A 24,311-nucleotide genomic window follows, 5' to 3' on the forward strand; every position below is an offset into this window, starting at 1 on the left:
GTAAAAATTAGCGTTGAATCTAAAAAGCCTTGGACTTATGCAAGAACTTTCTGAAACTCTTTTAGGCTTATGATGCTATGGGTTGATTAGTGATGGCTACACCCGCCGTACCCTTCTCCTGTCGGAGACGCTACGCGAACGGGAAGCAAGCTACGCGTAGCGTCTGTCTACGACACGCTGCGCGAACGCAGAGAAGGTATTGCACTTTGTTTACTAACAAAATATGGTTGTTTTTGTTCAATTTCCCTAGCTGCTAAGAGTGTACTCAGGGTGTTAATCATCTGAGTACTTTCCTCTACAGCCGAGTTCATTTCTTCTCCCAAAATGCTATGGGTTTTTTTGAACTCCCGAATCAGGCTATCTCGATCGTTCTGAATAACTAATTGCGCCAACCGATCATAAGTGGCTGCTAGTCGTTTAATGGCTTCACGTCGCTCTGATGTAGCAAGCATAATATCTGCTATCAGAGGTGCAGACTGAGCGAACAAGCGGCCAACTATGTCAATTTCTAGACGGAAAATTGGGCTAGAAAAATCTAAGCTTCGACGGATGTCAATCTCTTCTTCTGCTAGAAAAACCCCAAGGCTCAAGGTTTTAAAGTTACGGATTGCTTGAACAGCAACCATCATTTGGTCGTGTTCTTCTGGTGTAGATACAATCAGTTCACCACCATCATTTTCAATCAAGTCCAAAAGCCATTGGAAGGCATCGTCTCCACGGCCAGAACAGACTACAACTTTTTGAGACAAGAACGATTTGATACCTGGGCCAAACATTGGATGCAAGCTCATTACAGGCCCACTATGCTCCTCAAGCATAGTCTGTAATATTGGAGTTTTAATACTAGCAATATCAGCTAAAGCAGTAGTTGGAGAAAGGCATTTACTAAGTTTATAAATAACCTCTATTGTATGTTCAATCGGAACGCAGATTAAAACTAAATCTGCTTTTTGTAGCAGCGATTCTGCTTGTTCCCAATCACCCCGATCGAGAATACTGACGTAGTGACCGATGGCTGATAACTTCTGCTGGAAGAAGTGCCCCATCATTCCCCGTCCGCCAACTAGAGTAACCCGTCGTGGCTTAGTGTTAGCTGGAGGCGAAAATCTACTAGCAACGGCAGAGGTACAATCTGTAACCAAGTTTTTCCAGATTGACTCTGGAACACCAGCCTGCACCAAGGAAAATGCAAAATTAGTAATTTGTTCCTCTAAAGCAATCGATTGTGATTCAGCCAAAACGGCAATTCTTTTACCTAGTAAATCAATGAGTTGTTGGTCAATTTTTTTCAGCTTTTCTGGAAGCATAAGACTTTTCAAATATATGATTAATTTGTTTGCCGCATCAAAGAGCGATGTCTAAGGGCGGGCTACGCCTAACTAAATATCGCTAAATCTGGGCGTAATTGTGCAGCACCGCGCAAATAGATCGGGCGTAATGCATTCTGAGGTATAGGGGTATTGAAGTGAATTAGGACTCGAATACAGCATTTAAGGCTACTGTTTACCTGCATTTGCTGCACATCCAACAGAGGAACTTGCTCCCACCCCGAACGACGACGCGCCACCGCCGCGGGAAATATTGCATCTAAGTCAGGAGTGGCGGAAAAAGTGACACTAACGATTTCGGCAGGATCTAGCGGATTGTTGACTTCTAAGACATTCAATAACTCATCCACAGCTTCGGCGATCGCTTGTGCTGAGTTTTGGCTAACTGTAGTTGCACCTCGGAGTCCTCGCACCCGCCATTCTCCGAGTGCCGCTGACATATTAGTTTGTTGATATGTATGTGTAAGAAATGTAAGCTGATCCATATTGATTTGACCCTTAAGTACTTAATTTTTGTCTACGACGGAAGATAAACCAAGCGCCTACTCCCAACAATGCAGGTAACAATGCAGGTTCTGGAACCTTCTCAATTCGGGTTTGGACAGTTCCTGTATACAGCAAGTTACCTATTGAATTAGGAAAGTCCACATTTGGATAGACATCAAGGATTGCAGTACTTGGGACTGTTGTTCGTATAGCGGTAGATCCTTCAAATGAACCCTTTGGGTAATGAAAATAGTTCACCAAAGCAAACTCAGACGCTGGCTGTCGTTGAGGAGCGCGTACCTCCCAAAGAAAATCGTCGGTTTCAGGTGCTGTAATACCATCTTCAAGACGGGGTAAAAAAACAATCGGATTACCAACAGTTCCTTGGAAAACTCCCTTCTCGCCTAAGTCAAATTTATAATCATATCCACCTTCAAAATATGTGGTAGCGTTCGGTGAATTCGGAGTTCCTATACTAGTGTCGTCGTAAGTAAAGTAACCGTTCACTCCCTCACCCTCGAAGCTGAATTTATATAATGCTTGAGCAGAATCTACGTTTAATGTTACTGACACGAGTAATGCTGCTGCGCTTGAAATAGCAGAAAGCGATAACTTATTTAATAGAACCATTTTTATTACCTTTCTAAAAGACTGATTGCTAAATTAGTTCCTGAAACTAACCAAAAAAGTCTTATGGTGGAAACTGTTAGCGTTAATAAGTTTCCGCCATTTCATAAATTCGGTTTTAGAAAAGCTCACATATTAAGAGCTGAATATACCCCTGAAACTGATGGCACCAAACCGAACAAACTAACAGAAAAAGGCCTAAATCTACTCGGATGACTTGGTGTAATTAATCCTGTGCAGATAATAATTGTCGGCGCTGACGACGGAAGATAAACCAAGCACCTGCTCCCAGTAATGCATACACTGATGCAGGTTCAGGAATTTGCTCGATTTTTGTTTTCACAGTTCCTTCAAAGGTGTAGTCTCCCGTCGCATTAGGAAAGTCCCAGTATGGGTAAACTCTGAGCCTAGCGGTATCAGGTACGCTCGTTCGTAAAGCAACAGAATCTGAAAAGGTTCCCTCCGGGTAACTAAAGCGAATTGATAAACCGTATTGCTGCCCACGAGCAGCCGGAGGAACGTAAAGAATAAAGTCATCAGCGCCACCATCGTACCCCAAATTACCGGCACGCCCAAGATAAACAATATTTCTGGCCTCATCATGTATATCTTGCTGCGATCCTTTTGTTCCCTGAGCCAGAATATTCCCTGCATTAACAAAATACTTTTCTACTGAGCCATCATACTCAGCAAGAGGAAAGTTCGGCCCAAGAGGTTCTATCTTATTAGCTGAATCATCATAAATGAAGTAACCATTTGCTCCTTCACTCTCGAAAGTAAATTTAAAAAGAGCAGCTTCGGCTGGATTTATGCCAACCATTTCTAAAACTAAAAATGCTGCGACGCTGATAGCAGAAGCCATCGAGAATTTATTCAACAAAGCCATTTTAGTTATCTCGCAATATAGCTATACTTGAATACTAGGAATTTCATTGTTTGGTAAGCGATGCCTACGGCGGGCTACGCCTACGCGGTTCAAAAAATACCATCTGTATGTACATAATCCTGATATTGTGAGGGGAATAGCAATACAGTTTTATGCACAATCTCAGATTGATATACGGCTACAATCCTAGTGACGGAGCAGAATTCTATCCTCTTGTTGAGAAAGGCTGACTGAGGGAGCAGGAGCAGGGCCTAGCGCAACATCGCCCCAACGCATCACACAACCACCAGCATTAGATGACGAACCCATTGTATATACGAGAACTAGATCGTTTTCACGAATTTTACCTGCGTGGGCGGCGTGATAGAGATTAGCAACGGGAAAGGTTGGCCCAATGTTGGCATATAGAGGATTGATATTGATTGTAAGCTCTGGCTCAATACCTAGAGCGCGGATGCAAACTCGTGAATACCAAGCACTGGGTGTATTAAAAACAAAAAAGTTGATTTGATCTAAGGTGAGTCCAGCATCAGCGATCGCACCGTGGCAACATAGACGAATAAACTTCACTGTTGTCTCGTTAAACATTTTGCTTGCACCCTTGCCGCCTCGAATGAACATTTTGACGTTGCCATGTTCATCGGTGGTGAATTCATTATAGAAAGCACCGCAGGTAGCAGAGGTATTGGCAATTTTCGTACCGAGAATACCTTGGTTTGGTTTCAACTTGCCAACTACAAAGGCTCCAGCACCATCGCCTGATAAAAACGCCAGAGTATCATTTTCGTCGGTATAGCGTGAATATGTAGTTGAAACAACCACTAACACATTGCGATACTGTCCTGTTTGCACCAAAGAACAGGCTGTCTGAAGCGAAACTAAGGCTGAAGTGCAAGTTGATTCCACATTCCACGCCGCACCTTGTAGTCCCAGTTTTCCAGCGAGAAAGGCAGCATTTCCAGGTGTGATTTGCTCTGGAAACAGTGAAGTAACGAGCATCAAATCGATGTCTTCAGGAGATAGCTTTGCAGCTTCGAGGGCATCGAGAGCGGCACGATACTCTAATGAAAGTGAAGTCTCATCGGGAGCTAACACCCTTCGTTCCACAGTACCACGGAAGGGGTCTGACATATACGGTGTTACCTCTTGTGACCAGATATCGTCGTTATTATCGACTGTGGCATTATCGGGTACAAACAGTTTAGCCAGGGTTTTTTGTTCAGCCTTAGCAACCATCTCTGGAAAATTCTCTCTGTAGTAATTGTTTGTACGGGTAATGCTAGGAAAGTTAACTGATACTGCACGAATACCTACTGGTTCTAATATTGCCATGACAAGTCTCCTTTTAATTTTGTTTTTGGTGTTACACGATGAAAGTGGAAAATACTGTTACTCTTTTGGATTTAGTATTGTGAAAAAGTACATCAGATAAGCATTTCAGATTTCCAATCTGTAGGTTGGGTTTTGCAAAGCCTCAATCCAACCTACGAAATATTGATTCTTAACCGAGCAATATTGTGATGACACCCTGCCTCGTTCCCAGCGCTTTGCGATCGTTTTCATAAAAAGCTGTAGGGAATTGGTACTAATGACCAATGACAAATGACCAATGACTAATGACCAATAACCGTTTTAGCTTCTATGGCTCCTTGTTTAATCAGACTCTGAATGCGACCTCCGATAGGTGCGGGTCGGGTTGGGTCAATCTTCACATCAATAATGAATGGAGCAGTAGATAAAAGTGCTTTTTGTAGCGCGACTTCTAAATCAGATTCCGTATTAACACAGATGCCATCGGCTCCCATTGCTCTAGCGATCGCAGCAAAATTAGTACTTGGTATTTCCGTATCTATCGGGACGTTACCACTTAACCCCTGCAATGCCATTCCTTGGGCGCACATATTGTAGCGTCCATCGTTGAGTACAATCCAGACAGATGGAATCTCGAATTTCACGGCTGTGCTGACTTCGTTGTTCATCAGCATTGCTCCGTCCCCAACAATCGCAACGGCTTTACCTTTTCGCCCTAATGCCGTACCAACTACCCCAGTGGCAGCATGACCCATAGACCCAAAACCAGTACTAATGCGGTAACGATTTGGTTGGTTAAATCGCAGTAAATTAGTTGCCCAAGCAAAAGAGTTACCCGCTTCAGCTAAGATTGAGGCATCACTGCCCTCAATAATCAGTCGTTGAATTGCATCCATCAAAGCTTCGGGTCGCACTAAGCCATTTGGGCGCTGAGTATTTGTGTAGGCTTCAGGACGCGGTAGTGAGGAAGTGGGAAACCAATTAAGACGCTCTGGAAAGTGTTTTAATAAAGCTTTGAGGAATGCTTTGATTTCCGAGTGAACAGCGAGAGTCTCTACTGATGGATAAGCCACTCCTGGCACTTGCGGGTCGATATCAACATGGACGAACCCATTAACAGGAATCATTGCCGGACTCCAGAATGAAGTCGGCTCACCAAGGCGCGTTCCCAACACTAGTATGCGCTGCGGTTGTTGTTCCTGCATATATTTCAGGACAGATAAATGCCCACTAAAGCCTGTGACACCGATAAACTGGGGATGATGTTCTGGAAAAACGCCTTTGGCGCGAGGTGATGTCATGACCGCCGCCCCAGTTTTTTCTGCCAACTGGCGGATTTCCTCTGCGGCGTGTCGCGCACCGAAGCCAACCCAGATAGCAAAGGATTCTGCTGATAACAACTTTACACATTCAGCGATCGCTTCTTCACTCGCAGTTGGTACAGATTGAGAAAACGCTGGCTGAAGTAACTGTACTTTTAATGGTGTCGTCTGTATTGGGGTGGGAACACTAATATGGGCTACAAAGCTGCCTGGTTGTGCTAAACCTTGGGCAAGTCTGCGAGAAATTTCTGGTAGTTGATCTCCAGACTCTAATATGGTTGCGTAATTGAATAGTGGGCCTGAAGTAAAAATTCCTGAGAAAGGCATTGTGTGGGCGCTGGTTTCTTGACAAGCTCCCCGACCGCGATTTCCAGTTGAGGTTGCAGCCGACAAGAAAATTACCTTTGCTCCTTCGCCTCGTGCAGCAAAAAGCCCAGTCAGAGCATTAGTGATACCAGGGCCTGTAGTAGTGAATACCACGACGGGGCGATCGCTGGCAAAATAAGCCTCGGTAGCGGCAAAAGCTGCACCTGATTCATGGCGAAAGTGAAGCAATTCGATGCTACTACGGTTTAATGTTGCCCATAATGGCCCAATACCGCCTCCTGAAACACCAAATGCATAGTTAACTCCCAAATTTTCCAGAATCTTAACTAGAGCCTCTGCAACCGTAGGATTTAATTCTGACTCTGGAAATTTTTCATTCAGCGATGCAGGAGAAAAAATAGAAGAGCCAGTTGAAGTTTCAAATGAAATTTGATTAGATGAAGGGTTAATTTTTGTTCCCAAAGCTTGAGGAGAATTAGCTTTTTTGTTGATATATTTAGTATTCACCATTGCCAATGATTCCTGTTTATTGATTTTTTAGCTTTATTGATGACTTAGCTCAAGCTAAATTTAGTTATTAACAGCAACTAATTGAGAGCTTGATTGCTGGCGTAAAACTCGTTTTAGAACTTTACCTGTTGGGTTCTTTGGCAGGGAATCTACAAAATTAATAGCAGAAGGAAGTTTGTATTTTGCCATTCTTTCCGAGCAAAATTTTAGGATTTGTTCTTCACTAATTATCTTACCCTGCTTCAAGATAATATTTGCTTTAACTATCTCACCTTTGATAGCATCCTTAACGCCATATACAGCTACCTCGGCAACAGATGAATGTTGATAAATCACATTTTCAACTTCAGTCGGATATACCTTAAATCCAGACACATTAATCATGTCTTTCATCCGGTCAACGATGTAGAAAAAACCGTCTTCATCTATCCTACCAATGTCGCCAGTATGGAACCAGCCATTTTTAATTACTTCCGCAGTCTCAAATGGGCGATTCCAATAACCAAGCATGACGTTAGGCCCTCGAATTACTATCTGACCCAATTCACCAAGCTCTACCTGATTACCATTATCGTCAATAACTTTCATTTCTACATTCTCAATTGGAGCGCCAATGGAACCGAGTTTGTATTTCAAATCGTGATTATAAGACGCACATGGTGATGTTTCAGTTAAGCCATATCCTTCATTAATTACTTTCCCATACTTATCCCGCCAAGTTTGTGCAACTTCAATTGGCATTGGTGCGGCGGCTGAAAAGTAGTAACGAACACTATTGAGGTTGTAACCAGATAAATTACTATTTAGAAGATTAATAAATACCGTTGGTACTCCGAAAAACATTGTTACTTGATGAGTAGCGATCGCGTTGAGTATTTGCTCAAGATCAAATCGACGTTTCAGGATAATTGTGGCACACACGTTTAATGCTGCATTGAGAATAGCATTTTGACCAAAGCAATGAAATAACGGTAGATAAAGTAGTAATCGGTCATCTGATTGCATTCCACAACAACGGTTTTGGGAATACATATTAGAAATTATGTTGCCGTGAGAAAGGGTCGCTCCTTTAGGAAAACCTGTTGTTCCCGACGTATAGACAATGCTAGCAGGAGTATGGCGATCTATTTCAATAGCATCTGCATTACCAGAAGCACTTTCCATCAGTTTTGCTAAAGTAATTCCCTTTTTGGCGCTACCCTCTGCAATCAAAATGTGTTGCAGTTCAGGTAAATCTGCCTCTGGTACATTTTCAACGAGTGACTCTGTGGTAATGATTGCCTTAGCAGCACAATCGTTGAGAATATAACTAACTTCATTGCTTTTCAGCATGACGTTGACTGAGACAACAACCGCACCAATTTTGAGAATGCCAAGATAAGAAATGATAAATTCTGGAATATTTGGCAAAAACAAAACTACGCGATCGCCTTTTTTAATTCCTAATCCATTTAAACTGTTAGCTAGACGATTTGCTAGTTGGTTAAGCTGTTTGTAAGTAAAAGATTTCTCTTCAAATATCAGCGCGATTTTATCAGGATATAGTTGATAACCCCGCTCGATATGATGGGCAATATTCATGGCTAAAAAGACTCACTTAACTTCATTACCTTTGTCTACTTCGACAGTCATTGCTCAGAAGAATTCAGTGTTAATAATGTCTTTTGAGTATTTAGCTGACTGACGCTATCAAGTTCCATTCGTGGCTGCAATGTCATCAGGATGCCTTTGCGTGTTTGCAGAGTTAGCAATGGCTGCGGCTCAACTGGATGTTCAGGCAGTAGATTGAGGCGGAAACGTTGACACACCATTGCCACAATCAACTGAATTTCTGTGAATGCAAAGATGTCACCTAAGCATTGACGTTGGCCGCCGCCGAAAGGAAAGTATGCATAACGGGGACGATCAACAGAGCGTTCTGGTGTGAATCGTTCAGGATCAAAGCCTTCAGGATTATCCCAAAAAGTAGGGAGGCGGTGCGTGACAAAGGGACTGAACAAAAGCATCGAGCCAGCTGGAATATGATAGCCGCCAATCAAATCATCGCCCAAGTTGTTGCGGGCATAAACCCACGCACCCGGATAAAGTCGCATTGCCTCTTGGACAACCATTTTGGTATATTTCAGGTATGGCAAATCCTCGAAGGTAGGGGTTCTGCCAGCCAATACCGTAGCCAGTTCTGCCTGCAACTCGCGTTCCACGGTGGGATATTTGGAAAGCAAGTACCAAATCCAACCAAGTGTTACAGCTGAAGTCTCAAATCCAGCCGAGAAGAGTCCAACTATCTGGTCATGTAATTGCTGGTCACTCAATCCCTCGCCAGACTCATCCTGAGTATTCATGAACATTGAAAGTATGTCATGAGCGGTATGATTGCTTTGTTTGCGTTGTTGGATGATGTTGTTGGCAACTGTGCGGAGGGTGTTAATTGCTTGTTTAAACTGGCGGTTTTTTGGCGTGGGGAAGCTAATAGGTGGCTTGATGATAGCCCATAAGCGATCGCTAAGGAACTTGTAGATAGTATTCCAAGCCTGAATTAGTTCGCTGGTGTCACTATCAGCGTCGATACTCAAAGTCGTCTTCAGCAGAATCTTCTGTGTCAGCACGAGCATTTCCGCAGAGATATCGAGAGTTGCACCGGGTGGAATTTTTTGCCAGCGTTCTACCATCTCGGCGGTAAGCTGGGTCATGTCATTGACCATCGCGGCGATTTGCTGGCGGTGAAAAGATGGTTGCATGAGGCGACGCTGGGAACGCCATGAGTCACCCTCGCTAATTACCAAGCCTTCACCAATTACTAGTTTTATGTCCTGGAAATTTTCACCTTTTGTATAGTTCTGAGGATTTTCTTGCAGAACATATTTTATAGAATCGGGATCGGCAATCAAGTAAAGTTGTTGCGGGCCGATTGACCCCAGATGGACAACGCCACCATACTCACGCGCTGCATTGGTGAGGAATTGCAGCGGATTTGTTGACATTTGTGGAAAGCAACCAATAATCGGAAAACCAGGTGGGCCAGGAGGTTTTTTACGTGCATTTTGGTAGATGCTTTGTTTGATCATTGTATTCTCTCCAATTTAATTAGAAAAAATCATCACTGTTCGTAACAGATTAAGACTTAGGAGTTTCAGGTCAACAAAAGCTCCTTAACTGCTTGCACAATCTGTCCACCATTAGCGATATCAGTTGCAATTTTGGTGATGTGTTCGTCTAGGGCTTGTTCGTGGTCATTCCAGATGTAAGGTCTGTCGGCAGAGGGCACTTGTCCGACGACATCACGGATTGCTAGATATAAATTTCTGGTTGCTGGCGAGAGGGTGACGCGGGCATCATAATGTCCAACAGTTTTGTATGTGCGTAAATCAACTGCTTGCACGCCAAACATCAAGGCGATCGCTATATACTGTTGAAATATTTCTACTGATTGACGTGCTAAATTTGCCGAAGCAAAACCTTGACTATTGATATTTTGGTTATATTGTTCTGCGTGGGTAGGAAAGCGATCGGCTATGGAATTTCCATAGAAGGTTAACAGAGGCATAATCGAGTTGCCAGTAATTTGTAATCCTTTCAAACCCATATTTACGCTCCGCTCTTTATTACCAACTAAAGATGGAGAAAGTCCATTGTTAAATTCTGGTGCTACCAAGTAGGCTATTTGAACATCGAGATGTTTAGCTAACAACCCAATGTAGTAACGCAATTGATCCATACCTACGCCAATGTACTGCCCTAAGAAATTACCGCCATGATAACTTGCTTGGTTTTCTACATCGATAAGTGGGTTGTCAGTTACAGAGTTAATTTCTACTTCAATTTGTTTTTGAATTTGCTCAACCCCATCGACAATTGGCCCCATATATTGGGGTAAACAACGCAGTGAATAACGGTCTTGAATTGGATCTTCGCCGCGATAATTGTGAGAGCCATTTAACTCTTCTCTAACTAACTGTGAACCTTCCAACAGATTGAGCATTTCGTTAGCAGCCCATTTTTGTCCTGAATGTGGTTTCAGCTGATGAACAAAGGGGTGAAATGATTGATTAGTTCCATTTAAACCTTGAATAGCTAGGGCGTGAGCGCCCATTGCTAATGCTAAAAGATTTTTGGTGTCGTAAACACAATTGGCGGCGATACCTGTCATGACTGATGTGCCATTCATCATTGCCAACCCTTCTTTCGGAAGTAGTTGTAATGGCTCTAAACCGAGCTTTTTTAATGCTGTTAGTGCGTTCATTTCTTCACCGTTAAAGTCAACGGTGTAGTTGGAATTTAAACCAATCAATGCCCCAGTGATGTATGCTAAAGGTGTTAAATCACCACTAGCACCAATTGAACCATATTCGCAGACATGAGGTGTAACACCAGCATTGAGAAATATCAGCATCCGCTTAATGATTTCCAAGCGAATCCCCGATGCACCACTAATGTGAGAATTTGCACGTAAAAGCATTGCAGCCCGAACATCAGCCAAAGGTAATTTTTTTCCTGCACCTACTTTGTGATACCACATCAAATTATTTTGTAGTAAAGCCGCAGATTCAGGAGAAATTACCACATTTGCCATACCGCCAAAACCAGTTGTCACCCCATAAATAGGTTCGCCAGATTCAACTGCATGGCGAATAAAATCGCAGGATGCTTGGATATTAGCCAATTTTTCTAGATCGTCAGTTAAACGTACTTGTTTCCCATAACGCGCTACACTAGTTACTTCTTCAACAGTGAGATTGCGATCGCCTACAATTACAACCTCATCAGAACCATACACAAAAGGAAAGACAGTTTTGTTGGCAGTGTTTTTACTTAAACGAAGTGTATTCATATTTTTGAGAGTTTATGACTAAAGTTTTCAACCTTGACAATTAGTGAAGAGGGCAGTCCCGATGAAACAAGTTTCAAAAGCCTTGCATAAAAGTGGGACTAGGGACTGGGATTTTTACTCAGCACTCAGCACTCAGCACTCAGCACTCAACACTCAGCACTCAACACTCAGCACTCAACACTCAACACTCAGCACTCAGCACTCAGCACTCCTAACTCAACACTCAGCACTCAACACTCAGCACTCCTAACTCAACACTCAGCACTCAGCACTCAGCACTCAACACTCAGCACTCAACACTCAGCACTCAGCACTCAGCACTCAGCACTCAGCACTGTTAAAGAACCCCAATCTTCCAATTTGTTAAGGGGAGTAGAGAATTAGTTTCGATACTTCTTGTGTATTTCTGTTCTTGCCAGCGACCAAAGAATTTGCCCAAGGGAGCCATTTCTCTCATAAATTCTTCAAAGCTGGCAAAATTGAGCGACTGAGGCCCGTCTGAAAGGGCTTTTTGAGGATTAGGGTGAACCTCGACCATTAGCGAATCACAACCAGCTGCTAAAGCAGCCATTGCCATTGGTGTCACCAATTCCGATTTCCCAGTACCGTGGCTGGGATCAACAGCAATTGGGAGGTGAGTCAGACTACGCAAAACAGGAATTGCAGATATATCTAAAGTATTGCGTGTATACTCTCTGTCAAAAGTCCTAATCCCCCGTTCACATAAAATCACATTGGGATTTCCTGCTGCCAAAATATACTCAGCAGACATCAACCAATCTTCAATAGTGGCTGATAAACCACGTTTGAGTAACACAGGTTTACCTGTTGCACCGACTTTTTTCAAAAGGGAGAAGTTTTGCATATTGCGGGCACCAACTTGCAGGATGTCTGCGATTGATGCCACCATTTCTAATTCAGCCCCATCCATCACCTCAGTAATAATACCCAAGCCAGAAACCGATCTAGCTGTTGCTAACCAGTCTAAAGCACTTTCTCCATGTCCCTGGAATGCATAGGGTGAAGTTCGTGGTTTGTAAGCACCTCCTCTGAGAAACTTTGCTCCTGCGGCTTTGACTCGCAGCGCAGTTTCTACAATCATCTCTTCGCTTTCGACAGAACAGGGGCCTGCAATTACGACTACAGGATGGTTTTGACCAAAGGTGATAGTTTCGTAGGGTGTAGACACCTTTACATCGCTGGGTTCACCATAACGAAACTCTAAACTAGCTCGTTTGAATGGCTTCTTTACCCGCAGCACTTGCTCAATAAAAGGGCTTAAATTTTGCACTTGCTGCACATCGATTTCTGTTGTATCGCCAATCAAACCAATTGCTATTTTGTGTTTACCTACAGAGATTTCTGGGACAACCTTCCAGCGCGAAAGTTCTGTCAATAGTAATTCAATTTCTTGCTGAGGACAACCGGATTTCATGACGATAATCATCGTTTTCGCATCCTTCTAAAATATGCAATTGCTGAAGTTGTGTAATTACTTAGCTGAAAATCAAGGAACTAATTAGCAGTCAGTAGTTTTACTGTTGCCGATGAATTCACAATATCCGACATATTCATGCCACACATCCACCTTTTCTGCTTGTTTGGGTGCAGTATTCATACCTGGAGAATGCACGAATGCGATCGCCTCATTTCAGAAAACTGTATGATTAACGAATATCCGCTTGTTTATTCGCAAATACCACTGGATACTGGGTCATGTATCTGAAAATGAAACTTATCTCTGTCAACGTCGGACTTCCACGTGAAGTTACCTGGAAAGGGAAAACAGTTAGCACTGGAATTTTCAAAGAGCCAGTTAGCGATCGCGTTACTGTGCGATCGCTTAATTTGGACGGGGATGGACAGGCTGATTTAACTGTTCATGGAGGAGCAGATAAAGCAGTTTATCTATACCCATTCGAGCATTACGAGTATTGGCGGGGTGAATTGCCTGACACAGAACTGCCGCTAGGCATCTTTGGTGAAAATTTTACGACCACTGGATTGAAAGAAGAGGAAGTTAACATTGGCGATCGCTTTCAGATTGGCAATGTCAGGTTAATGGTGACACAACCTCGCTTACCCTGCTACAAACTGGGGATTCGCTTTGGACGACCTGATATAGTTAAGCAATTTCTCGCAAGTCGTCGAACCGGATTTTACTTTCGTGTTTTGCAAGAGGGCGAAGTTGGAGCCGGAGACACTTTAGAGTTGGTGAGCCGAGATAATAATAACATCACAGTTGCCGATATCACTCGACTTTATGTGCGCGAGCAGGATAATCCAGAGTTACTTCGTCGTGCTGCTCAACTTGAAGCCTTACCCCAAAGTTGGCGCGACTATTTCCAGAGGTAATTAGGTAAATATAATTCAATATATAAACCTGCCTTAAAAATAGAGGCTGAAACAACGCAAAATCATTCCCAGATTATTTTGATTGTTCTTTGTGAGCGCAGCTCATGGAGTCTCTTGGTGCGTCCTAAATTATTCAATTTGAAGAGAAAATAGGCGTTGGCTTTGATTCGTTGTGTCATCTGTTCACCTGCGGCTGTGATCAGATAAGCGTTAGCTTCATAACAAGAGAAAAACACGTAAAACACCGTGAAAATCAAGTTATAATATACACTTTTAAACAAAATTAGTTATGTAACATCTCGTAAAAATATGCTTATTTTTGTCTCAGATGTTACAAAGCTAAACTTGCATGGGCAAATTAAGAATGCTTATATTGCAAGAAAAAACAATGACAGTTACTTTATCTGGTTATCAACTCCTCGAAACCCTTCACTCCGGTAGTAAAACCGTCATTTATCGTGGACGGCGAGAAACCGATAATGTCTCTGTGGTGATCAAAACTCTTCTGTGCGAACATCCACCCTTGGAAGATGTGGCTCGACTGCGCCACGAATATCAAATCATTGAGCCACTGCAAATTCCTGGCATTGTTAAAGCCTACGAGTTAAAGAATTATCAGCATGGTTTGGCTTTGGTTTTGGAAGATATTCCAGGTTGCTTGCTCAAAGAAATGATTGCGACTCAAAAAACTACTTTGATTACTTTTCTCAAGGTGGCGATTAATTTGGCGCACACTTTAGGAGAGCTACACGCCCAAAAAATTATACATAAAGATATTAAGCCGCACAATATTCTAATTAATCCCGAATCAGGAGAAATAAAACTGATTGACTTCAGTATCTCTTCACGCCTCGATCGAGAAAATCCCACCTTGAGCAATCCAAATTTGCTTGAAGGTACTCTTGCCTATATGTCGCCTGAGCAAACAGGTAGAATGAACCGGGTGTGCGACTATCGCACCGACTTTTATTCGTTGGGTGTCACCTTGTATGAAATGCTAACTGGGACGCTGCCGTTTTATGCTAGTGACCCGATGGAGTTGATCCACTGTCACATCGCCAAAATGCCAGTCGCACCCTGTAGCGAAACCGTGTGCCGCGTTCTGGAAGATGTACCAGAGGCAATTAGTGCAATTATTTTGAAGCTGTTAGCGAAAACAGCAGAGGAGCGCTATCAAAGCGCTTGGGGACTGAAAGCGGATTTAGAGGAATGCTTGTTTCAACTTCAAGTGATTGGCAAAATTGAAAACTTTGTACCAGGGAGACAGGATAAATCTGGGCATTTTTTGATTGGACAACACCTCTACGGACGCGAAGCAGAAGTAGCAACATTAATGACTGCATTTGAGCGTGTAGCAAGTGGTAGCAGCGAATTTATGCTCGTCTCTGGTTATTCGGGCATTGGCAAGACGAGTGTCGTCAATGAAGTTCATAAACCGATTGTCGGGGCCAGAGGTTATTTCATTGCAGGCAAGTTTGACCAATTCAAGCGCAATATTCCATACACATCGTTGATTCAGGCGTTCCAATCTTTGATTCAGCAATTACTCACCGAAAGCGTTGCCCAAATTCAAGGGTGGAAAGAGAAATTGTTAACTGCGTTGGGAGAAAACGGGCAAGTCATTATCGATGTGATTCCCGAAGTCGAACTCATTATTGGTACTCAACCACCTGTAACACAATTGGGAGCAACAGAATCTCAAAACCGTTTCAATCGCGTTTTTGGGCAATTCATTGGGGTATTCACGAACCAAGACCATCCCTTAGTTGTCTTTCTGGATGACTTGCAGTGGGCAGATTCGGCATCATTAAACTTAATTGAGCTATTGATGACGGATATTGAGCGCAAATATTTATTGCTAATCGGGGCATACCGTGATAATGAAGTGTCGCCCACCCATCCATTGATGATGAGTTTGTCCAAAATTCAATCTTCTGGTGCGGTGGTGAATAACATCGTCTTGTCATCATTGCAGTTAACGGATGTAGAAGCGTTAATTGACGATACATTGAATCACATAGAACACAGTCAGCCACTAGCAGAATTACTATTCCACAAAACTGGAGGAAACCCCTTCTTCTTAACACAACTGCTGAAAACCCTACACCAAGAAGACTTACTAACATACGACTTCCATTCAGGAGTATGGCAATGGAATATCCAACATATTCAAGCAATCGGCATTACTGACCTGAATGTTGTTGAACTGACAGCGAGAAATATTCGCAAATTGTCATTAGAAACGCAACAAGTTCTTAAACTGGCTGCTTGTATTGGTAATACTTTTAACTTAGATGTATTAGCGATCGTTAACGAAGTATCTTCTCTTACAACTGCGGCGCAATTGTGGTCAGCCTTGCAAGCTGGCTTAATTCTGCCGTTAAATCAGGATTACAAAATTCCCTTAGTCTTTAGTCAGGATGAATCTGACGGAATTAATTTAACTGATGTCAAGGTTGATTACAAGTTTTTACATGACAGAGTACAGCAAGCGGCGTATTCTCTGATTCCCAACGATCGCAAGCAAGCAACGCATCTGAAAATTGGTCAATTACTGCTACAAAATACAACACCAGAAGAACGCAAAGAAAATATATTTGCTTTAGTTAATCAACTCAATTATGGTACTGATTTACTGATATCTGAAACAGAAAAATATCAACTTGCAGAACTAAACCTCATCGCCGGTCAAAGAGCAAAAGCAGCCACAGCCCATGATTCCGCCATCAAATATTTGCAAGTTGGTTTGGGACTGTTAGCAGAAGAAAGCTGGAAGTGTGAATATGAACTGACATTAACACTGCACTCAGAAGCGGCAGAGGCAGCTTTTTTGAGCGGTGATTTTGAAGAAATGCAGAGATTGTTTGAGATTGTCCAAAACTGTGCTGTGACGCTACTGGACAAAATTAAAGTGTATGAAGTCCAGATGCAAGCTTATATGGCGCAGAACAGACTACTAGAAGCGGTTAACACAGCACTGCAAGTTTTAAAGCTGTTAGAGGTGGAGTTTCCTCAAGAACCGAACGCGTCAGATATTGGGCAAGGATTGGCGGACACTGCGGCAATTTTGAGTGGAACGCGAATTGAGGATTTAATTGAACTACCTCAAATGAGCGATCGCTATAAATTAGCAGCCATTAGACTTTTGTCAAGTATCTTTGCTCCCGCATATATTGTTGCTCCTGCACTGTTGCCCTTGACGGTGTGCAAACAAGTACAATTATCCGTCGAATATGGTAATGCTGCCGTTTCTCCTTTTGCTTATGCCAATTATGGTTTTCTTCTTTGTGCCATTGTGGGAGATATTGATTCAGGTTATAAATTTGGTCAGTTGGCTTTAAATCTAGTGTCAAAGTTAAATGCTCAAGAAATCAAAGCCAAGACAGTTTTTATCGTAAACCTATTTATCCGACATTGGAAAGAGCATCTGAGAGAAACCTTAGAGCCTTTGCTGTCAGGTCACTCTAGCGGAATGGAGACAGGAGATTTAGAATATGCAGGATATAGTCTATTCCAGTACTCCTGTTTAGCTTACTTTAGCGGTAAAGAACTAACTGTCCTTGAAAGAGAGATAGCAAGAAGCAGAGATGCTATTCATAAAACCAAGCAAGAAACAGCGCTTTATTATATAGAAATCTATTGGCAGGCTACCTTAAATTTACTGGGAAAAAATGAAAATCCCTGCCTGCTCAAGGGTGAAGCCTGCGATGAACATATAAGGTTGCCACTGCACCAGCAAGCAAACGACAATGGGGGAGTTGGCTACATATATTTGAACAAATTTTTGCTTTGTTATTGGTTTGAAAATTACTCGGAAGCGATTGAGAATCTCGCTATAGCCCAGAAGTATTTAGATGCAATGGTAGGAATGCCCCTTGTTCCTCTATTCAATTTTTATGATTCTTTAGTACGGCTAGCGGTCTATCGCGATCGCTCAGAGTCAGAGCAAAAGGCCATCCTCGATCGCGTCCAAGCTAATCAAGAAAAAATCCAAAAATGGGCGGATTATGCCCCAATGAATCATTTACACAAATTCTATTTGGTAGAGGCAGAACGGCATCGGGTTTTAGGCGAAAAAATCGAAGCGATCGAGATGTATGACAAGGCGATCGCACTTGCTAAAGAAAACGAGTATATCAACGAAGAAGCGATCGCCCACGAACTCGCAGCCAAATTCTATTTGTCATGGCGTAAAGAAGCGATCGCCCAAACATACATGACAAATGCTTACTACGCCTATAGCCATTGGGGTGCTGTTGCTAAAGTCAGAGATTTAGAAGCACGCTATCCGCAATTAATTTTGCGGTCAAACACAGAAAAAACAGAAACGAATTACCTACACACTCTTCAAACAAGCTCTACGACTACAGAAAACGCTCACATTCTTGACTTTATGACAGTGATGAAAGCTGCACAGGTGCTGTCAGAAGAAATGGTGCTAAATCACCTGCTCGAAAAATTGATGAAGATTGTCATCGAAAATGCTGGCGCTCAACAAGGTTACTTTATTGCCAAGCGCGAGAATCAATGGATATTAGAAGCGACGGGAATAGTTATCGGTAAGGAGGTTAGCGTTGTTGTAAACACAGAGGATAAAACTAATTCATTCTTACTCCCGGTTGCTTTATGCAACTATGTGGAAAGAACTAGAAACAATCTGGTTTTAGACAATGCTGTTAAAGACTCTCGTTTTGTGGCTGATGCTTATATCACCACTTACCAATCCAAGTCAATTTTGTGTTTGCCGCTGATTCACTCTGGCAAGTTTACTGGGATTATTTACCTGGAAAATAATCTCATTTCTGGTGCTTTTACCCCAGAACGGGTGAATGTGCTGAGTCTGTTGATCGCACAAATTTCGATTGCGATCGACAACGCCCGTCTTTACACCAACTTGCAAGCTTACTCAGAACAACTCGAAGCTAAATCACAAGAACTCGAAACTAAAAATGAAGCTTTGCAAGCATCCGAAACGCGAGAGCGAGAAAAAGCCGAACAAATCGAAAAATCTCTGTATAAACTACAACAAACTCAGGCTCAACTTGTGCAGACCGAGAAAATGTCGAGCTTGGGGCAACTGGTAGCTGGGGTTGCTCACGAAATCAACAATCCAGTCAATTTTATCTTTGGCAATCTGACCCATGCCAACAGTTACACCCAAGAGGTGCTAAGACTGCTGGAACTTTATCAGAAGCATTACCCATCTCCCCATTCAGAGATTCAGTCAGAAGCAGAGGCGATCGATCTAGAATTCGTGCTAGAAGACCTACCGAAGCTACTATCTTCTATGTGGGTTGGGGCAGACCGAATTCGGCAAATTGTCGCTTCTCTGCGAACTTTCTCACGTATGGACGAAGCCGAAATTAAAGCTGTTAATATTCATGAGGGCATTGACAGTACCATAATGATTCTCCAACATCGCCTCAAAGCCAAGTCAGATCGTCCTGGTATTGAGCTTGTTAAACATTACGGCAATTTGCCCCAAGTGGAATGCTATGCAGGGCAGCTAAATCAAGTATTTATGAATGTGTTGAGTAATGCGATCGATGCTTTGGAAGAGTCATTAACAGATAATCAAGGACAAATTACAACTCCAACCATTACTATTCACACTGAACAAATTGATGCTCATCAAATTGAAATTCGGATTGCAGACAATGGGATGAGTATACCAGAGCCTGTTCGCCGTCGCCTGTTCGATCCTTTCTTTACCACAAAACCTGTGGGCAAAGGAACAGGTATGGGCTTGTCGATTAGCTACCAAATCGTTACCGAAAAACATGGTGGTTCACTCTCTTGCACTTCAGAACCCGGCGAGGGAGCGGAGTTTCAAATCCGTATTCCAGTTTGTCAGTAAGTTAGTAATAACATTGCTGGGTAGTGGTAAATATCGGTTTTACCCCACCCTAACCCTCCCCTTGCAAAGGGGAGGGAACTGGATTTTCCGGTTTCCCCCCAATGCATCGGGGGGATTAAGGGGGGTAATTCAACTTGTGTATACACGGTAGCCCCGCTTGCGGGGAGGGGGTTGGGGGCGGGGTGCAATGATTGTGGGAATCATAACTAATTATGCGGACATGATATCATATCATGTCCGCTTAATTGCTTATTAAACCCGAAGAACCCCACCCCGCCAAAGCTATGCTTTGTCTCCCCTCCCCGCCTGCGGGGAGCAGGGTGGTTTCATACAACCAGAGAAAAACATAAAACTGGGTTTCAAAGCCTCTCCCCCCGTGGGGGAGAGGTTTGGAGAGAGGGAAAAAGGTTGGACACAAAACGAGAAATCAAGACTTATGTATTTTTCTTTTTTCGTATGAAACCACCCTGCCCTCCCCGCCTGCGGGGAGGGGTTGGGGGTGGGGTTCTTTTATTATGGGTAATTTGGCGGACATGATATCACTCATTAGTTTATAACAAATAAAAAAATAGAATTAGCGATTTTCATCAACCCATCTTAGTTGATAGTTTGAAACCCGATAGGGCAGCTAAACTTATCTTGCTTGAAAACAGGTTTGGGAGGTTCATCTAAAGTCTGTTTCTCGGAACGGCACATTATTGAAACAGTAGTTTTGTTTTGTGTATCGTAAGCAACTGCGCCTACAAGGCTGTTAAAACCCTTTTTTGTCAGACCTAATTTCAATAAATCAGTCGGTAGCTCTTTTGTAGGCGTTGCATATATAAATGACTTATTCTTACCCATTTCTACAGAATATCGATAGTGGGTTGTAGCTGCTGGTCTATCTCCATCTCCAAGCTCTAACAAGCTATACGATTGAGCAAAAACTGATTTTTCAGAAAAATATGCTTGTTGTGCCCTAATAAAACTTCCAATTGTAATCTTACTGCTATTATTACAGCCACAGCTTGGTGGAACTTGAATAAAAATAGTTAAAATCCCAAGCGGTAATCCTCCAAGTCCAACAAGTAACAAGATTCTTTTAAAGTTAATTTGGGTACGGTCATTTTGTTTAGTCATATCTGACATATACGACTTGAGAAGGAATTGATACTTCAACTTAGCATTATCAAGCAAGGCGATCGCTGCTTTTTTCTGCCTAGTTTCAGTTCGTAGCCGAGCTTGCAACTTATTAATAGTGTCACTCTAAATTTTGAGTAGTTGCGATCGCTGCCATCTCACAACCCCAAATTTAAGATTAGCTTTTGAAAAGGATGTCATAAAGTGACAGCAGAATCTCTACCACAATCAGAATCACCACATACCACTCTACTCGCTGACTACTGCTATGCTGCATGAACTCCAGCACCGTTTGGGCGGTTTGGGCAATTAGGTCTAGTTTACGTTCTAGAGCATGGTGACGCTCACGAATTTCGTATTCATCCTCCAAGCGCAGATATAAGTTTTCTAGCTGTGGAGATTCCCAAAGCAACTCCGGCTTATCGATAATCTCTACTTGACCGACAATTTTATGTTGAATTAATAGGGTAGTCCCAAGTTGACGCAGTAATTCTCGGCTTTGTTGTCTACTCCTGTTTTCACGCTGGAGACTAGCTGCAAACGGTTCAATTTGATCGAATACAGTTGCTAGGCTGGTTTCATAGTGAGACAGCACAACACTCTTAGCGAGAATATCAGCCACTATCTGCAAGCGTTCTATACTCAATTCATGCAGTAAAATTTTTCCTTCCTTAGCTCGTTCGCTCTCACTAATACTGAGATTAACTTCTACCTCTTCTGTTTCTGGGTCGGCAAAAGGGCCATTAATTTGAGAAGATAGTTTGGTCAAAAAGGCTACCTTCTCTACAGGCTCAAGGTTAAACAGGACAACTGCACCATAAGCCAACAATACTGCGTAGCCTTCTTCACCGACTCTAATCATTAGTGGCATACTAGCCAAGGAAACGTAATTATCCAGCGTCTTTAAGTTAATACCTTTACCAAGGAATAGGGCCTGCGCTCTAAATCTATCTTTGTCATTAAAAAGGAGTTTTTGCATTGTTGCCCGGAAGCTATATTTTGCCTGCTTTATTGCTCTGGTAGCGATACTAATTGATGCCTGTTGTCGGAGATAACTACAATCTCAGCTTACCATTTCGTCCTTCCCCTACAGCCTACACCTTGTTTTTGATACTTTTGTGCTCTAAATAAATTACAGCGCTTTTCAAATAGTTGAACTACATTACTCGCCACTCAACACTTTTCGGATAATCTTTTGGTCTGGGTAAAGGTTAAAGGGTAAGGGGTAAAGGTAAATATCAAACCCTTTCCCTTTCCCCTTTTCCCCTTAACCGAAAAGTATTGACTCGCCACTCTCCCCAAAATTGTTAGAGTAAATAAAGTTATGAGGACGCAAATATGACTGACAAAAATCGTTCTCAATGGGACTTAGGCAGGTTTATCGAAACCCTGACTTACTTTGAGGTAATTCCTTTCCTTAACTGGGTACAGCAATTAATCCAAGGTCGTCCTAAGGATAATCAATATAGACCCAATGGAGGAAGAAATGTGGGTGTAATATTAGTAGCAGGTGCAACAGGTGGTGTTGGTAAACGAGTCGTGCAGCGATCGCTCCAACAAGGTTATAAAGTTCGCGCCCTAGTTCGAGATATTGACAAAGCGCGGTCAATTCTTGGTAATGATATCGATTTAGTAGTTGCGGATATCACGCACCCAGAAACTTTAACTCCTTTAGTTATGGCTGATATCCAAGCTGTAATTTGTTGTACAGCAGTACGTGTACAACCAGTTGAGGGAGATACAGCAGATAGAGCCAAATATTATCAAGGTGTTAAATTTTACCAGCCAGAAATTGTTGGTGACACTCCTGAAAATGTAGAATATCAAGGAGTCAAAAACTTAGTCGAAGCGGCGGCAAAATATTTACCCCAAGCAAACGAAAAACTAATATTTGATTTCACCAAGCCATCAGCAGAATTAAAGGATAACTGGGGAGCGCTGGATGATGTCGTCATGGGTGGCGTGAGTGCCAGTAATATCCAATTAGTAGAAAATACAGCTTTATTTGCTGGGAATGTCTCCACCGCTAATTCTGGAGGATTTGCTTCTGTCAGAACGAAAAATTTTGATCCACCCTTTAACTTATCTGGTTATAAAGGAGTGAAATTGCGCGTCAAAGGTGACGGTCAGCGTTATAAAATCTTTCTACGGACAGATACAACATGGGATGGTATTGGCTATAGCTATTCTTTTGATACTGTAGCTAATACTTGGATAGATATTCACATTCCTTTTGCAGATTTGATTCCCGTATTTCGAGCAAAAATTGTCAAAGATGCACCGCCACTTGAAGAAAGTAGAATTTGTTCATTCCAACTGATGTTGAGCAAATTTGAACATGATGGCGCTTTAAATCCCAAATTTTCCCCAGGTGGTTTTGCTTTAGAGGTGGAATCAATTAAAGCTTATGGGGAGACAGTTTTACCACAATTTATCCTCGTCAGTTCAGCAGGTGTCACTCGTCCCGGCCGCCCTGGCATTAATTTAGATGAAGAACCGCCAGCAGTGAAATTAAACGATCAATTGGGAGGAATTTTAACTTGGAAGTTGAAGGGAGAAGATAGTTTAAGAGAAAGCGGAATTCCTTATACCATTATTAGACCTTGTGCTTTAACTGAAGACGCAGGGGGTAAGGAATTAATATTTGAGCAAGGTGACAATATTAGAGGCAAAATCAGCCGTGAGGATGTGGCAGAACTTTGCGTACAAGCGCTAAAACTAGGAAAAGCGTCTAACGTCACATTTGAGGTTAAACAGGGAGAAAATACTGTCAATATCGATTGGCAGAGTTTATTTTCTAACTTAAAACCTGATGAAAAATGAAATATTTACAGATTTTTAGTCTGTAAATTATCTCAACCAAGTCTGGTTAGATAGACTGTTCTAACAAGTCAGCTATTGGTATGAAAAAAATCAAGGTGCTAGTAATCGCCGGGATTTTAATAACAATAATCTGGGGCAGTTTTTTTTCTAAAACTGCCTCATCGCAGCAAGTAGAGTCCCGCATCTATAATCTGGAAGCGGATTTGAATCGTGTTGAGTCGCGGTTAAATCAGCTAGAGTCTCAGCTAGGTAAAACTCGGCAGTCTCCATCTTCAAGAACAACACTTACCCCACGACAGTCAAGTGGTTCTAGAAGGAACTTATCACAGCAAGATCCGATGTTTGATCGGCTTGCAACTTTGGTGATTGAATTGAAGCAACAAGTCAATAAATTAGAGGAGCGAGTTGTTAAATTAGAATCACGCTAAATAATCAAACTTAAAAAGGCTAGTACCGCAAGGCGGAATTAAAAATTAAAAATTAAAAATTAAAAATGAACACAGGGTAAGCGTTTCATTAATTTGGAATGGGT

General features: G+C 42.4%; 17 protein-coding genes. 5 read left to right on the forward strand and 12 right to left on the reverse strand.

Annotated elements, in window-relative coordinates; all coding sequences use genetic code 11:
* Positions 1-167: 167 nt before the first annotated feature.
* From tyrA to RMY27_RS21020, 9 genes are all read right to left on the reverse strand, one after another.
* Positions 168-1,307 (reverse strand): bifunctional chorismate mutase/prephenate dehydrogenase, encoded by a 1,140-nt coding sequence (gene tyrA / locus RMY27_RS20980; protein ID WP_322666414.1) that lies wholly within the window; start codon positions 1,305-1,307, stop codon positions 168-170.
* 68 nt (positions 1,308-1,375) lie between these two features.
* Positions 1,376-1,768: a chorismate mutase gene (gene aroH / locus RMY27_RS20985; RefSeq protein ID WP_322666469.1), complete on the reverse strand. Its 393-nt coding sequence runs from the start codon at positions 1,766-1,768 to the stop codon at positions 1,376-1,378.
* A gap of 58 nt (positions 1,769-1,826) precedes the next feature.
* Positions 1,827-2,444, reverse strand: coding sequence for a PEP-CTERM sorting domain-containing protein (locus RMY27_RS20990; protein ID WP_322666416.1), 618 nt, complete (start codon positions 2,442-2,444; stop codon positions 1,827-1,829).
* 223 nt (positions 2,445-2,667) lie between these two features.
* Positions 2,668-3,327 (reverse strand): PEP-CTERM sorting domain-containing protein, encoded by a 660-nt coding sequence (locus RMY27_RS20995; RefSeq protein ID WP_322666418.1) that lies wholly within the window; start codon positions 3,325-3,327, stop codon positions 2,668-2,670.
* Positions 3,328-3,513: 186 nt separating this feature from the next.
* Positions 3,514-4,659 carry a 3-oxoacyl-ACP synthase III family protein gene (locus RMY27_RS21000; RefSeq protein ID WP_322666421.1) on the reverse strand — a complete coding sequence of 382 codons (1,146 nt, stop codon included), beginning with the start codon at positions 4,657-4,659 and terminating at the stop codon, positions 3,514-3,516.
* Between the two features lie 281 nt (positions 4,660-4,940).
* Positions 4,941-6,797: a ScyA-related TPP-binding enzyme gene (locus tag RMY27_RS21005; protein ID WP_322666423.1), complete on the reverse strand. Its 1,857-nt coding sequence runs from the start codon at positions 6,795-6,797 to the stop codon at positions 4,941-4,943.
* 60 nt (positions 6,798-6,857) lie between these two features.
* On the reverse strand, positions 6,858-8,378 hold the full coding sequence (locus RMY27_RS21010; protein ID WP_322666425.1) for a long-chain fatty acid--CoA ligase: 1,521 nt from the start codon (positions 8,376-8,378) through the stop codon (positions 6,858-6,860).
* A gap of 47 nt (positions 8,379-8,425) precedes the next feature.
* The gene (locus RMY27_RS21015; RefSeq protein ID WP_322666427.1) at positions 8,426-9,862 is read right to left on the reverse strand and encodes a cytochrome P450; all 1,437 of its coding nucleotides are present in this window, start codon (positions 9,860-9,862) and stop codon (positions 8,426-8,428) included.
* A gap of 65 nt (positions 9,863-9,927) precedes the next feature.
* Complete coding sequence (locus RMY27_RS21020; protein WP_322666430.1) at positions 9,928-11,625, reverse strand: aromatic amino acid ammonia-lyase; 1,698 nt, start codon at positions 11,623-11,625, stop codon at positions 9,928-9,930.
* 61 nt (positions 11,626-11,686) lie between these two features.
* On the opposite strand from RMY27_RS21020, the gene RMY27_RS21025 reads away from it, so the two are divergent.
* Entirely contained in the window at positions 11,687-11,875 is a 189-nt protein-coding gene (locus RMY27_RS21025; RefSeq protein WP_322666432.1) for a hypothetical protein, read from the forward strand.
* A gap of 87 nt (positions 11,876-11,962) precedes the next feature.
* Here the strand turns inward: RMY27_RS21025 and aroF are convergent, their stop codons facing one another.
* A complete protein-coding gene (gene aroF, locus RMY27_RS21030) occupies positions 11,963-13,072 on the reverse strand; it encodes a 3-deoxy-7-phosphoheptulonate synthase (protein WP_322666434.1) in 1,110 nt (369 codons plus the stop codon).
* A gap of 281 nt (positions 13,073-13,353) precedes the next feature.
* Here aroF and RMY27_RS21035 point away from each other — a divergent pair, with 281 nt between their 5' ends.
* Both RMY27_RS21035 and RMY27_RS21040 read left to right on the forward strand, forming a co-directional pair.
* Entirely contained in the window at positions 13,354-13,980 is a 627-nt protein-coding gene (locus RMY27_RS21035; protein ID WP_322666436.1) for an MOSC domain-containing protein, read from the forward strand.
* Between the two features lie 388 nt (positions 13,981-14,368).
* The gene (locus tag RMY27_RS21040; protein ID WP_322666438.1) at positions 14,369-19,837 is read left to right on the forward strand and encodes an AAA family ATPase; all 5,469 of its coding nucleotides are present in this window, start codon (positions 14,369-14,371) and stop codon (positions 19,835-19,837) included.
* 597 nt (positions 19,838-20,434) lie between these two features.
* On the opposite strand, the gene RMY27_RS21045 is transcribed toward RMY27_RS21040, so the two are convergent.
* On the reverse strand, positions 20,435-20,965 hold the full coding sequence (locus RMY27_RS21045; protein WP_322666440.1) for a type IV pilin-like G/H family protein: 531 nt from the start codon (positions 20,963-20,965) through the stop codon (positions 20,435-20,437).
* 169 nt (positions 20,966-21,134) lie between these two features.
* The gene (locus RMY27_RS21050; RefSeq protein ID WP_322666442.1) at positions 21,135-21,935 is read right to left on the reverse strand and encodes an RMD1 family protein; all 801 of its coding nucleotides are present in this window, start codon (positions 21,933-21,935) and stop codon (positions 21,135-21,137) included.
* Between the two features lie 359 nt (positions 21,936-22,294).
* Here RMY27_RS21050 and RMY27_RS21055 point away from each other — a divergent pair, with 359 nt between their 5' ends.
* Positions 22,295-23,779: a CIA30 family protein gene (locus RMY27_RS21055; RefSeq protein WP_322666444.1), complete on the forward strand. Its 1,485-nt coding sequence runs from the start codon at positions 22,295-22,297 to the stop codon at positions 23,777-23,779.
* Between the two features lie 80 nt (positions 23,780-23,859).
* Positions 23,860-24,207, forward strand: a complete 348-nt coding sequence (locus RMY27_RS21060) for a hypothetical protein (RefSeq protein WP_322666446.1) — start codon at positions 23,860-23,862, stop codon at positions 24,205-24,207.
* The last annotated feature ends 104 nt before the right edge of the window (positions 24,208-24,311 follow it).

This window comes from Nostoc sp. DedQUE09 (assembly GCF_034530915.1).
Lineage (GTDB): Bacteria > Cyanobacteriota > Cyanobacteriia > Cyanobacteriales > Nostocaceae > Nostoc.